This is a genomic window from Leucobacter faecis (assembly GCF_054456695.2).
The window spans coordinates 245,852-259,047 of sequence record NZ_JBTJER020000002.1; the positions used below are offsets into that span (position 1 = coordinate 245,852).

Genomic DNA, 13,196 nt, shown 5'->3' on the forward strand with positions numbered 1-13,196 from the left:
CGGGGCATCGCGCGCGATAAACTTGCCCCATGGCGAGTGACGAACAGACGCGCGAGGCGTGGCAGCGTGCCGCGCTCGCGTGCGCCGCGGCCGCTGAGGCGCTGCGTGAAGCTAGCATCGCGCCCGAGGCGCTCGCCGAGTACGTGCCCGAGCGCGGCACATTTCTGTGGCGCCGCAAAGCGACGATGCAGCCACTCGGCGAGGCTTGGCGTCTCGGCACGCTGCTGCTGGGCGACGACGGCGCGCTCTACGCGCACGGCCACTCCACACGCGCGGCCGAGCGGGGCCGCCCCAGCTTTCAGTCGGAGTCACGCGAGGAGCGCCGCGAGATCGCGGCCGCCGCACTGCGCGGCGGCTACGCAGTCGGCTCCCCCGTGAGCTTCGATGCGGTGCCGCTCATGACGGCCGCGGGCGCGCCCACTAACGCGCTCACCCCTGATCTTGATCCGGATCGTGCCGTTGCGGGCCGCGTCGATGCAGACAGCGCCGGTGCAGACAGCGAGTTGCCAATCGGCTTGGCCGACGGCGAGGTGCGAGTGCGCTGGCGCGCGGGCGCCCCGCTCGCCGGGGCACAAACCCTCGCTGCGTTTCTCACGGAGCGCGTCGATCTGCTCGTGCATCCACCGTTCTCACGCGACTAATGCCTCAGCCGATCGAGCTCGTGACACGGTTCACGATGCAGCAAGATCCATCGCAAAGGTGCCAGCAATCTGTCAGCTTTAACGCAAAAGTGTTACTATTCTGGTAGTTCTGAAGGGAAGTGATTATGGTGGTTCCCTCTGCGCCCGTACAACGTGCAATGGAGACAGTGGGTGAACACGTCACCACGATGCGGAAGCTCAACAGCCTAACCGCGAAACGCACAGCAGCTCGCGCTGGCGTGAGTTTGACCACGCTACGGAAATTTGAGCGGGGAGAGAACATTGGGTTCGCTGCGGCTCTCGAGATTCTCCGCGCTGTCGGCCTGCTTGACCCTGTCGTCACGGGCGCTGACCCGCTGCAGTCGGCCCAGGGTCGAGCACGGCTTGCCGCGTTCCTTGACGGGCACCGTTCATGAACGCCACCGAATCTGAGCGGGTTGAGGTAGAGGTGCAGCTGCCTGACGGGAGGCAGGTAAATGCTGGTTGCATTGAACAGCTCCTCATTAAGCCGCGCCGTCAGCCGGTTATGACGTTTCGTTACTCACAGTCCTACCTTGCTGACCCGCTCCGGTACGCACTATCCCCTGACCTTCCACTCGATACAGCGTTACATGTCCCCGCGGTACACCTCAACACTTTCTTCGCGTTTCGTGATGTGCAGCCAGACCGGTGGGGCACCAGGCTGATTGAGTCTGCCGAGCGCCGCACCGCGCGCAAGGAGGGCCGGCGCCCGCGCCGACTCACCGACCTCGACATACTTCTGCGAATTCCTGATGAGACCAGGCAGGGTGCGCTACGCTTCTCACGCCCAGGATCACCAGCGGAACAAGCAGCAAATATCGTCGATACAGATTTCCTCCCATGGATGGCTACGGTGACAGGACGAGTCGAAACCGAAGAGGAACTCGACGAGCAAGCTCTCCGTTTGCTCCCGACCGGCACCGGCGCGGGCGGAGCTCGACCAAAGTTCACAGTGAGGCTTGACTCAGGTCGCCTAGCTTTAGCGAAGTTGCCCAGCCGAGACGACAGGTGGGATGTCGCACGCTGGGAGGTAGCGACCTCGCGAGCCGCAGCACACGCAGGGATCAACGTGGCCCGAATGAAGTATGTGCCCGGCCAAGGTGGCTCTGATGGTGTTTCGTTGCTGGAGCGATTTGACCGGGACGAGAACGGCTGGCGCATCGGGTACCGAAGCGCCGCCGGCCTTTTGCAACTCTCTGATGCAACAGATTTCACCTACGCTCAACTTGCATCTGAAGCACTCGCTGTCTCAGAGAACAAAGTAAAGCTTGGAGCCGAGCTCTTTCGACGCGTCGCTTTTACCGTCCTGGTCAATAATGCCGACGACCACGCCCGCAACCATGGTTTTCTCCGCACAAGCGCCGACTGGGCTGCTTCCCCTGCTTTCGATGTGAACCCGCACCCAGGCGAGCTCGAGGGCACTCCCATTAACTGGGAGGACGACCCTCACGACCGCGATCTGCGGCTCCTCATCGCTGATCGAGACCGCTACGCAATAACCATCGATCAAGCCTATGAAGCTATTGCTAAGGCGGCCGACGCAGCAACCCGCATACCTAGATACGCAAGTGAGCTTGGCGCGACCGATCGGGAGCTAGATCTGTTTGACATCGTTTTTGGGGCGGACCGTATCGCTGCGGCTCAAGAACTCGTTGAGAAGTCAGCCGCCGCTACAGCTCAGAGCACTGGCGATGGACAGGTGCGTGACAAACATGGCCGTTACACGAAAGTCGATAACAATCGGGACGCGGAATCGCCGTAGGCTTTGCATCTGTGGCGGCACCTACCCGGCAGCGTGCGGGCGGCACGATACCCCAATAAGTAAGTGCCCTGGAGAGGAATCGAACCTCCTCGGAGCTAAACCACCTGGTCAGCATCTATAAATGTGGCTTCGTCTCAACCCTTTTGGATTACTGGGGATTGGTTCATTCTGCACGTTTTCGGGGCGATTGTTGTCAGATTTGTTGTCAGATCATGCTGGGTGGACCTGGACACGTGTTACACATGTGCAGCTCGCACCTGAAATGCGGGATGGGGGCGTGTGAACCGCACCCCCCTTGGCCAATTGTCATCATCTTGTTGGACCCAACGATATGGTCACCACATGATCAAAGACGATCCCGAGCTCATCACCAACGGCTCCTGCCCCAAATGCCGACAAGGAACACTCTTCTGGTGGGAAGCTTGGTGGGAATGCAGCAAATGCGAAGAAGTGGAGTTTCCTAGGGTCACAATTTGAAGTAAACGCGCACGAGCTCCGGATCGAGTTTGTGAGATCACCCATGATTTGATGGCGCGGTGATGATGGGAGTTCTCGCCCGATCAATTGTCGCTCCTAGGGTTCCCACTTCATCCATCATTTGGCAGCTAAATAGCCCATTTAAAAGTAGTAGAACTCGACTAGGCTGACCATATGACTCGCCTCGCCCCTTATTTGGATGTGGAATCTTATCTAGAGACGCTCCTGGAGACCTTAGAGCTACCCGCTGCCGAGTTTGAAGTCATTTGCTCAACGGTTTTAAGTGAGTACATGCATACACAGCAGAACTTGGATGCTGTGGAATCCAAGCTCGATTTACGGGTCCGATCTTTACATTTGCTGTACGATGCCGGCATTCGAGACGGCGTTGATAAAGTGCTTCAGGACATCCAATCAAAAGCTGAAATTGATGACCTTAAGACGTCCCGTATTCGATCCCTCCTACGTGACGCTTCAGCACAAATGCTCAAGCTAGAGGCCATCGAAGGGCGAGACGCAATTTCCCCTCTCCTCAGATTCTTTAAATTTGCAATAGATCTTCGCGTTATTGACTCCAAGGCAGAGCACGCAGCTGTCCTTCCCTTAGTGTCCGCACGGTTCGGGTTTGACGATCAAGTCGCTTCAGGAGGGCATACAATCAATTTCCAGATTACGCCCACGGAGCTGCGACAGCTTTCTGAAGAAATTGCAGAATTGTCTGCCTCAGTTGCCAAGTTTGAATGTGGTGGTAATGATATTTCAGTTCTGAACCTGGAGGAACATTGATCTGGTTCTTACAAGAAGCTACATCCGAATCAGGTTCTTCGGGTTCAGCACTCCCGGTTATCGCAGCGGTCGTATCTTTCTTGACTGCGGTGATCATGGTCGCTGGACCTCCCCTGATCAAGAAGCTCTTTCCATCAGATCAGACATTGAACGAGATTGCCCGTGAGTCTGTCACCACCACCAAGACGGCTCTTGACTCCGTACACAGTTTGCTCGACAAATCACTCATCTCGATCGAGAAGACGACAGCTTCAATGAATGAAAAGCTTGATGAAGTGCGTCACAACACACGCAAATGAATCTAGGATATCCTGAGGCCCAGGAGGAGGTTTCGTGATGATTATTATTTCTGAAGTGGTGGTAATTGTCGCGGGACTAGTCATTGTTCTGCTCGCACTTGGTTCTGCCGTGGCGGCCCGCATTCGGGAGCGGAAGCAGGAAACAGAACTGGCGGAGGCTTTACAGGAAATGGTGAATTCCGCGCTCGCCCTCACCGTTCTCTTAGCCGATAGCACCGAATCAACGTCCTGCGCAAAGTCTCACCTTCTTACAAGGTCGCTAGCGCATAGCTACGTCGGATCGGAATGGAGGAAGAGTCAGGTGACCTCTTCGGTAGGTCCGTGGTCCTCAATGTTCGTTTTTGTGGCCCCGTCAGCCACTGCACAATGGTGGACATCAGTGAGGCAGCCGCGCTCTCCGGATTCAGTGCCACGGCAGGAGCTCTTTGAGAAGTTTACTTCCGGTTTCGACGCCCATGAATCCCTTTGGCCTCAAACTAACACTTTAGAGCCGCTATCGGCATAGCTGCATAGAAACCCGTATTGCCCCTCTCTGGCCGAAACCAGAGAGGGGCAATACTGTTTACCAACTGCGACGATGCTCCGACGCCTGCTGCTCCACGAACTGATCAATCTTTCGATCAGCTACGACAGCCATCGTGCCAATCAGCCGTTCATTCACGTCCCGCACCACCAGCGTTGACGGCATTCCCTGATTAACCACGATCTCCGCGATACGGGACTCGAGTCCCGAAAACGCATCCAGACGGTTGCCGGTCTCGGCCCAGATCTGCCGGTTACGGTCACGCTGATCCGGCTTACCCGAGATGAACGCTTCCCACTGAGTCTCAGGCTCAGCAAAACGCGTGATCGGTGGACCGCCCGCATAAATGCCGGTATCAAGACCGCCACCATTTGCGAAGGTGAATAGGTTCCCGTCCGCAGACTTCGGCGTGCCCAGACTCGAGAACGTCTCCGTCACATTCTTCACAATGTTCACCACCTTGTCACGCATCTGAGCGTTCTGGATCGCGAACCACGAATCCCAGAAACTCTTGTCATTCGCGGTGATCGCCGTCGACTTACCCGGCATATGCTTCACCACGATCTCATCGATCTTCGCGTTCGCGTCCTTGTTGTCGCCGTACACGTACGCAGTTTTGTCATCGATCTTCACCACATTCACGCCGTCAATATCTTTGAGCGCGTCAGCAGTCTCAGCATCGACCTGCACAATCTTCTCCGGCGCAATCCCATCCACCGCCGCCGCGACCTGCTGCATCGCCTGCTCCACTTCAGCCGACGACGACACCAGCCCGTCAGCCCACGCCGCAGCCACGCCAGGATCCTCACCCAACGCAACCCGCATATCAATCACCCGCTGCCGGCCCTCATCAAGAATCGCGTTCGCAGCCTCCTGATCACCCGTCATCAGCATCGTCGCCCCAGCAGACTGATTCGCCGCCGATGCCACATCGAGGAGCGCTTTCACCGTGTTGCTGCCTGCCTCAGTCGTAATGTCAAGTGAAGCGCCGCCCTCCTCAAAAACACCAGCGAGTTTCCGGTACTCGTCCTGCAACCGGATTGGCGAATAGCCGTATCCCGTAGCGCTAGTGTTTAGCCGTCCCTTTTGGTAGCGCCTGTGGGTTGACCCGGTGGGTTGACCCGGTAGCAGACGTGGGAGTGCCCGGTAGCGGTCACGCGCCCGCGTTGCCGGCCCGCGCTAGGTTGGCCCGCTGATATCGGCTCGGTGGCGGCGCACGTTCAGGCCGTTCGACTGCACGACTCCCGTGTTCGAGACGATCCAGTTGATAGCGGATTCTGCGATGACGGCGTCGTGGAGGGACTTATCCCAGTCCACAGGAACGAATTGCGAGGTCACCAATGGCGATCGCGCGACGCGAGCAGTGTGTGATCGCTTCGACCTGTCGATAGGGACGTTGCTGGCTGAGTGACGCATCATGTTGGTAGTCGGCCATACGTGTAGATCCTTCCACCCGCCAAGACCCTAATCGGTCACGGTTGATGGCCACTCTCAGACATGACCGCCGGAGCGCTACCGGGTGCACCCACGCACGCTACCGGGTACCCCCACAGGCGCTACCGAACAAGTCGGCTAAACAGCTAGTCCACCTATCGGGTGTGTAACGTCGCAACATCGTGGACACCAAACCTCACGACTTCATGGACACCGAATCTCACGACTTCGTACACAGCTACCAGCACCCGCCCCCATCGAAGCATTTACCTGACGAATAGCTCTTCAGCGTCGTCGCCACGCTGTTCAAACAATGTCTGACTCTCTTCCTGCTTGCGTTGCCAATGCGCGCCGGGCTCTGCCAGGAACACCCACGAATGGCGTACGAGTTCACATATCGGCCCCGCACTCGCAACGCCGTCAACGGCAACGGAAACGAGAACACCACTTCCCCTGTCCGCGGATCCGCCAGAATAAACTCATCAGCAGTGATCGTGCGGTAGAACTCGCGTCCACCGTACTTTGCGGGGAGTTTCACATGCAGCCCATGAAAATACACTTGATGGTTGTCTCTCGTGATTCCTACAATGGCCTCGTTCGCGCCCTGATCAGCACAGGCAATGCCGGCTGCCACACCAGCAGTAGTGCCATCTTTCATGACTATCAGGTCTGCCCGCAGGTGCCCCTGCTGTCGCAAACGACGTTTGTTTTGATATTCGGCAGCACGCGCTTCAAGCACTGACAGAGGAATAGGCTCCTCCGCAGGAGTGTGCTCGAGAAGCTCCCACGCGGTTCCCGGGGTCGCATCTTTGAGAGCTTGGTGTGGCCGTCGATAGTTGTAGTGCTCGCGAAACTTTGCAATACGTCGTTTCAACTGCTCAAGGGTGGCCAGGGGCTGCGCGTCTAAGAACTTCATCAAAGTCTGGTGCGAGCGTTCGTTCTTCCCCTGCGTCGTGGGTCTGCCTGGAAGTCCTGTAATCGGCATGGTTCCTTGCGACGCGAGGTACACTTCAACGGCGCCGATGCGGCCTTGACGCAGCTGGTTAAACGCGGACGAATTGTCTGAGAGCAGCTCTTGTGGTGCTCCGTAACGGGTAATCGCTTGAGTGAGGAGATGTTTCGCGTCGGCACTGTTTTCAGGCCGTTGATATGCATCCGTTCCAACGTCGAAACGGGTCGCGTCGTCCAAGAGCTGATAGATCGTTACCACCGTCATGTCGGAGAGTCGATACTCGAACGCGTCAAGCTGCCACAACGCCATGACTGTTGACCGCGCGAAGGGCACGTATGAGGACCTGGGTCGTTCTTTAGGTGACGCGTCCACTTGGCCGACACTTGCCAAAAGCCGCGCGATTGAAGCGATCGATGGGACCTTGCCTCCGGGGAAGTGCTCATGTTGGGTGGCTTCGTAGTAGATCGAACGGGGGCCATAATCCCATCCGTCGTTGCGGAGTTGCCGGCGCAGGCGCACGAGCTCGTTGATGACTTCTTTCCCGAACTTACGGGCGGGATGCTTTGGTGCGCGCGATTTGGGATGGAGGGCGGCGGACTCCTCTGTGGCACGTGCCCGGATCTTGTAGAACGCGCTACGGGAGATGCCGAGGGACTTGCAGAATCCTTGGACGGAGAGAGCGTCTGGTTGGGTGGGGTCAAAATTAATGATGCTGGCACGTATACGAGGCGAAAGAGCGTTTGACATGTCCATGACCGTGGCAGAACCGTGCTGTCAAAATTGTGCACGATGTGTTGAGACATGGTGTCCACCATGTCATGAGATCGTGTGTCCACGATGTTTTGAGACATGGCATACGAAGTCGTGAGATTCGGTGTCCATGAAGTCGTGAGGTTTGGTGTCCACGATGTTGCGAGGTTACACACCGGGTGCACCCACAGGCGCTACCGAATGACTCGGCTAAACAAGAACGCAATTGATGCAACAACTGATGCATCAATTGTTGTCAAATCTGTTGTCACGGACACCCAAGAAGCAAAATAAGGCCGTAACCTCCGCATGATTATGCGGAAGTTACGGCCTTAAAGCTAAGTGCCCTGGAGAGGAATCGAACCTCCGACATCTTCTTTAGGAGAGAAGCGCTCTATCCACTGAGCTACCAAGGCGTGGGCGAGCAGTTCAGCTTCGCCACCGTGAGAGTCTATCGCAAACCGCGCGTGAGGTACCGCACCTGAGCGACGCGTCGTGTCGGCACTCGCGTATCGTCTCATGAAGCATGCATCACTCCGCGGCGACCGGGTCGGGTTCGAACAGGCCGCCGGGATACTCCTGCCACCGCAAGATGTAGGCGAGCCGCTCCCCTGCCGCATTCAACCCGAGGTAGACCTTGCGATAACTCTTGGGGCCGTCGTCCTTCATAGAGACGGAGTTCAACACTGTGAAGCCCTTTGCCTCGAGAAAGGAATCCCCGCTTCCAAACGTGGGGACTTCATTCATAGCATTGACGTCAACATAACCCGCGCCGAGCTCGAGGTCTTCCTTTGCGGGGAGCCTGACGAGCGCCCATGCCCGTCCACTCTGCAGTCCCGTTTCAGACCCCGATCCGATCACCTCTGCGCCGTCAGGCAGCACAACGGACCCAATCTCTTCAACCGTCGACGCAGAGAGGCTGATGCAGAAGGCGGGGTCAGAGGCGAGACAGGTGCCCCTGTCGGAGGCAGGAAACACGAAGCTGGTCCAGGCCCACACCCCCGCGCCAGCCAGCACGAGCGGCACAGCGACGCTGATCGCCAGAATCGTCAGCAGTTTGCCCGCGGTAGACCGGTTCGACTCCGGTGGCACATCTGTCAGTTCGAAATCCGGCTCCATAAAATCACCCTAACAGTGAGCGCCTGTTACGACGGCACGACCCGTACAACCACAAATGGGCGGAGCCGAAGCCCCGCCCACTCGCGTGAAGTTAGTGTGTTTCGGGCGAACCCGAGTACGTGTTAGCCGAAGCGTACGACGCCGTCGGGCGAGCCGTCAATGAATGCACCAGCGACGACCGTCTGGTTGCCACCGTACCCACCGTGAACGGCCTGGCCGTTGCCGATGTAAACTGCCACGTGGCGGCCCGACCAGATGAGCACGTCGCCCGGTGCGTAGTCACCGCTCGTGACGAGGGTGCCGCCCAGCCCGGTGTACTCGCCCACCTGGGTGCCGAGGTCACCCGCAGGGATGCCCACAGCACGCAGTGCGCGCTCAACCAGCGCGGTGCAGTCCTGGATATCGCCGAGCTGCGCGAGCGCTGCCGTAACGATGCCCTGAGCACCCACGCCTGCGGGAACATCCTTGCCAGAGAACTCAGAGTTCTTCTTCGCTGCTGCAGCGGCTGCCGCTGCTTCTTCTTCAGCCTTCTTGGCCTCAGCCTCAATACGCTCCTGCTCGAGGATCGCCGAGTCGACGACACCCTCGGGTGCGTCAAGTGCGAGGGGTGCGGAGTCGGCGTCAACCGTCTCGAGCGTCTGCACGTTGGCAAATCCATCGGGCATGCCCTGCACCTCGGGTGCGGTCGCGTAAGCGGGAATGCTAAACGTGCCAACGAGACCAAAGCTCAGAACTGCCGCGCCGGCCATCTGTGCTGCGCGCTTCATCTTGAAGCTCGCCTGCTTGGGGGTGTCGTCTGACACCACGAGGTCGGTGCTGTGGTTAAAACTCACGAGAATAACTGCCTAACTTCATTTGCGTACGTTCTCTATTGGGGTGCGACCACGAGGGATCGCGACCGTTCAAGGGTAACTGAAGATAACGGGAATGTCACGCTAGGGTCACAAATCATTCACGAGGGCTTGAAGAACCAAGCAATCACGGGTGAAATTGATTGCCGGTTCTCTCGACCTCGAACTAGATGACACCCTGCTCGAGCATGGCCTGCGCGACCCGCACGAACGCCGCCGAGTTGGCTCCCAGCACATAGTCACCCGGCCGCCCATACCGGGCAGAAGCCGCATAGGTGGCCTCGTGCACGTCGCGCATAATCTTGTGCAGTCGGTTCTCGCTCGTGTCACGATCCCACCGTGAGCGCGCCGCATTCTGGCTCATCTCGAGCGCCGATGTTGCGACGCCGCCCGCGTTCGCTGCCTTACCCGGGCCAAACAGCACGCCCGCGTCTTGCAGCAGCAGCGCAGCCTCGGGAGTCGTGGGCATGTTTGCGCCCTCGGTGACAGCGCGCACACCGTTCTTAATGAGGGTGCGTGCGTCGGCCTCGTGCAGCTCGTTCTGCGTCGCACAGGGAAACGCGAGATCGCAGGGCACATCCCAGACAGACCCGCCCGCGACAAATCGCGCGCTCGCACGCCGGTTCGCGTACTCCTCAATACGGGCACGTTCGACGCCCTTGACCTGCTTCAGAAGCTCAAGATCGATACCGGCCTCGTCTACGACGTAGCCGCTCGAGTCAGACGCGGTGATCGCGAGACCACCCAACTGCTGAATCTTTTCGATCGCATACGTCGCGACATTGCCAGAGCCCGAGACCACGGCTCGGCGCCCCTCGATCGCCTCGCCCACGCGCAGCAGCATCTCTTCGGCGAAAAACACCGCACCGTAACCGGTGGCCTCGGTGCGAACCTCGGCGCCACCCCAGCCCACGCCCTTACCGGTGAGTACACCCGACTCGTAACGCTGCGTGCTGCGGCGGTACTGGCCAAAGAGATAACCAATCTCGCGGCCGCCCACGCCAATGTCGCCAGCGGGAATATCGGTGTCTTCACCGATGTGGTGCACGAGCTCCATCATGAAGCTCTGGCAGAACCGCATCACCTCCGCGTCGCTCTTGCCCGCCGGGTTAAAGTCTGCACCACCCTTGCCGCCGCCAATGCGCTGCGAAGTGAGCGCGTTCTTGAAGATCTGCTCGAACCCCAAGAACTTGATGACCGACAGGTTCACACTCGGATGAAACCGCAGCCCACCCTTGTACGGACCAAGTGCCGAGTTGAACTGCACGCGAAACCCACGGTTGACGCGCACCCGGTTCTGGTCATCGATCCACGGCACACGAAAGATCAGCTGGCGCTCAGGCTCCACGAGCCGCTCGAGCACGCCACCCGTAATGAACTCGGGGTGCTCGGCCAATACCGGAGATAGCGATTCAAGGACCTCGTGCACCGACTGCAAAAACTCGGGCTCGCCGTTGCTGCGCGCCTCTACGGTCTCCGTTACTGCACGGATGTGTGCTTCAGGGGATAGAAGGGACAACTTTGACTCCTTGTGTTTATCAACTCCGTTGCGGGCAGCCCAATTTGAGCCAGCACCTCATTGCTGTGCCCGCGCGCGGGCAAGCCGCACACGAGCGGCGTCTCTACAGCGAGACAAATATGTGAGCGGCGATCTCCATGGGAAGATCGATCGCGTCACTCATTCCTTCGACCTCGACGCGCACGATGTCGCCGCGACGAGTGAAGGAAGCTTGGTTGCCAGGAACGACGCCAGCGGCGGCAAGCTCCTGCAGCAGCTCCGGATCAACCTGAGCTGGCTCGGCCAGGCGCTTAATGCGCGCGGCTGAAGTGCGGTCGGCTTCGAGAAGCAGCTCGCCTAAGCCCACGACGCCCGTTTGGAATGATCCGGCGCGCGTCTCACCGAGCTCTTCGAGACCGGGGATCGGGTTGCCGTAGGGCGACTCGGTGGGGTGATCGAGGATCGCGAGCAGTTTGCGTTCGACCCGCTCGCTCATCACATGCTCCCAGCGGCATGCCTCTTCATGCACGTAGGGCCATTCGAGCCCAATGACGTCGGCGAGCAGCCGCTCTGCGAGGCGGTGTTTGCGCATCACGCGCACCGACTTCTCGCGCCCGTCTACCGTGAGCTCGAGCCTGCGGTCATCGGTGACAACCACGAGGCCGTCACGCTCCATGCGCGCGACCGTCTGCGAGACGGTGGGGCCAGAGTGACCGAGACGCTCAGAAATGCGTGCGCGTAGCGGCACGATCCCCTCTTCCTCGAGCTCGAGGATAGTGCGAAGGTACATTTCCGTCGTATCGATAAGATCCGCCATCACTGTCCTCTCCGCTGTATCCTGCCCCAGCCTACGGCATATTGACCCCCGCTCGCGTCACCGGCGCGCAATTGCGCTCCAAACGCGCCGCTAGAATCGTGCGTATGGCCGACATCACTATTCCCGCCCATCTTCTGCCCGCCGACGGTCGCTTTGGCTGCGGCCCCTCGAAGGTTCGCAGCGCACAGCTCGATTTCCTCTCGACCCTGCAGCCCGAGGTGCTCGGAACTTCGCATCGCCAGGCTCCCGTGAAGAACCTCGTCGCAAGCGTGCAGAACGGCCTCGCCGAACTGTTTCGCGCACCCGAGGGCTACGAGATTCTGCTCGCCAACGGAGGAGCTACGACGTTCTGGGACTCGGCAGTGCACTCGCTGATCGAGACTCGCAGCCAGCACCTCACCTTCGGCGAGTTCGGCGCAAAGTTCGCGAAGGCCGCGAAGCAGGCCCCGTTCCTGCAGGATCCCGATGTGCGCGAGGCCCCCGCCGGTTCACGCTCAGAGACCCTGGCTGTCGACGGCATTGACGTCTACGCCTACCCCCACAATGAGACCTCGACCGGCGTGATGACCGAGGTCAAGCGCGTCGCGGGTGACGCGCTCACCGTCGTCGATGCAACGAGCGGCGCGGGCGGCATCGACTTCGACGCGGCCGAAACCGACGTCTACTACTTCTCGCCGCAGAAGAACTTCGCTTCAGACGGCGGCCTGTGGTTCGCCCTCGTGTCGCCCGCCGCGATCGAGCGCATCGAGCGCGTCACCGCTTCGGGCCGCTACATTCCCGAAACGCTCAACCTGCAGGGCGCCATCGAGAACTCGCGCAAGCACCAGACGCTCAACACCCCGGCCCTCGCTACGCTCGCGCTCATGGACGAGCAGGTGCGCTGGATCAACGAGCAGGGTGGCCTGTCGTGGGCCGCGGCACGCACGGCCGAATCGTCGAAGGTGCTGTACGACTGGGCCGAAGCAACCACGGTGGCCACGCCCTTCGTGTCGAACCCGGATCACCGCTCGCAGGTCGTCGTCACCATCGACTTTGACGATTCCGTCGACGCTGCCGCGATCGCCAAGGTGCTGCGCGCAAACGGCGTCGTGGACACCGAGCCGTACCGCAAGCTCGGCCGCAACCAGCTGCGCGTGGCCACGTTCACCGCGATCGAGCCGGCCGACGTGCGCCAGCTGACCGCGTGCATCGACTACGTGCTCGAGCGCCTCGTCTAAGCGATCGAAATCGAGTAAGGCCTGGGGCACATGCCCCAGGCCTTACTCG

General features: G+C 59.5%; 11 protein-coding genes, 1 tRNA gene and 1 pseudogene. 6 read left to right on the forward strand and 7 right to left on the reverse strand.

Annotated elements, in window-relative coordinates:
* The first annotated feature begins 29 nt into the window (after positions 1-29).
* The 5 genes from ACXR2W_RS03170 (at position 30) to ACXR2W_RS03190 (ending at position 3,986) form a co-directional block, all read left to right on the forward strand.
* Entirely contained in the window at positions 30-641 is a 612-nt protein-coding gene (locus ACXR2W_RS03170) for a hypothetical protein (RefSeq protein ID WP_458811861.1), read from the forward strand.
* A 188-nt stretch (positions 642-829) separates the two neighbouring features.
* The gene (locus tag ACXR2W_RS03175; protein ID WP_458812197.1) at positions 830-1,057 is read left to right on the forward strand and encodes a helix-turn-helix domain-containing protein; all 228 of its coding nucleotides are present in this window, start codon (positions 830-832) and stop codon (positions 1,055-1,057) included.
* Positions 1,058-1,506: 449 nt separating this feature from the next.
* Complete coding sequence (locus ACXR2W_RS03180; protein ID WP_458812200.1) at positions 1,507-2,424, forward strand: type II toxin-antitoxin system HipA family toxin; 918 nt, start codon at positions 1,507-1,509, stop codon at positions 2,422-2,424.
* Between the two features lie 651 nt (positions 2,425-3,075).
* On the forward strand, positions 3,076-3,687 hold the full coding sequence (locus ACXR2W_RS03185) for a hypothetical protein (protein WP_458811864.1): 612 nt from the start codon (positions 3,076-3,078) through the stop codon (positions 3,685-3,687).
* Complete coding sequence (locus ACXR2W_RS03190) at positions 3,684-3,986, forward strand: hypothetical protein (RefSeq protein WP_458811867.1); 303 nt, start codon at positions 3,684-3,686, stop codon at positions 3,984-3,986. The genes ACXR2W_RS03185 and ACXR2W_RS03190 overlap by 4 nt, the downstream gene beginning before the upstream one ends.
* Positions 3,987-4,548: 562 nt before the next feature.
* On the opposite strand, the gene ACXR2W_RS03195 is transcribed toward ACXR2W_RS03190, so the two are convergent.
* The 7 genes and pseudogenes from ACXR2W_RS03195 to ACXR2W_RS03225 all read right to left on the reverse strand — a co-directional run bounded on the left by ACXR2W_RS03195 (position 4,549) and on the right by ACXR2W_RS03225 (position 11,930).
* A complete protein-coding gene (locus ACXR2W_RS03195; protein ID WP_458811870.1) occupies positions 4,549-5,544 on the reverse strand; it encodes a hypothetical protein in 996 nt (331 codons plus the stop codon).
* A 665-nt stretch (positions 5,545-6,209) separates the two neighbouring features.
* A pseudogene (locus tag ACXR2W_RS03200) lies at positions 6,210-7,642 on the reverse strand (integrase core domain-containing protein).
* A gap of 346 nt (positions 7,643-7,988) precedes the next feature.
* Positions 7,989-8,061 (reverse strand) — tRNA-Arg (locus ACXR2W_RS03205).
* Positions 8,062-8,176: 115 nt separating this feature from the next.
* Complete coding sequence (locus tag ACXR2W_RS03210) at positions 8,177-8,764, reverse strand: hypothetical protein (protein ID WP_458811876.1); 588 nt, start codon at positions 8,762-8,764, stop codon at positions 8,177-8,179.
* A gap of 122 nt (positions 8,765-8,886) precedes the next feature.
* Complete coding sequence (locus tag ACXR2W_RS03215; RefSeq protein WP_458811879.1) at positions 8,887-9,597, reverse strand: NlpC/P60 family protein; 711 nt, start codon at positions 9,595-9,597, stop codon at positions 8,887-8,889.
* 184 nt (positions 9,598-9,781) lie between these two features.
* Positions 9,782-11,134 carry an NADP-specific glutamate dehydrogenase gene (gene gdhA, locus ACXR2W_RS03220; RefSeq protein WP_458811882.1) on the reverse strand — a complete coding sequence of 451 codons (1,353 nt, stop codon included), beginning with the start codon at positions 11,132-11,134 and terminating at the stop codon, positions 9,782-9,784.
* 103 nt (positions 11,135-11,237) lie between these two features.
* Positions 11,238-11,930, reverse strand: coding sequence for an iron-dependent transcriptional repressor DtxR (locus ACXR2W_RS03225; protein WP_458811885.1), 693 nt, complete (start codon positions 11,928-11,930; stop codon positions 11,238-11,240).
* 104 nt (positions 11,931-12,034) lie between these two features.
* Here ACXR2W_RS03225 and serC point away from each other — a divergent pair, with 104 nt between their 5' ends.
* Complete coding sequence (serC, locus tag ACXR2W_RS03230; RefSeq protein ID WP_458811888.1) at positions 12,035-13,147, forward strand: phosphoserine transaminase; 1,113 nt, start codon at positions 12,035-12,037, stop codon at positions 13,145-13,147.
* The last annotated feature ends 49 nt before the right edge of the window (positions 13,148-13,196 follow it).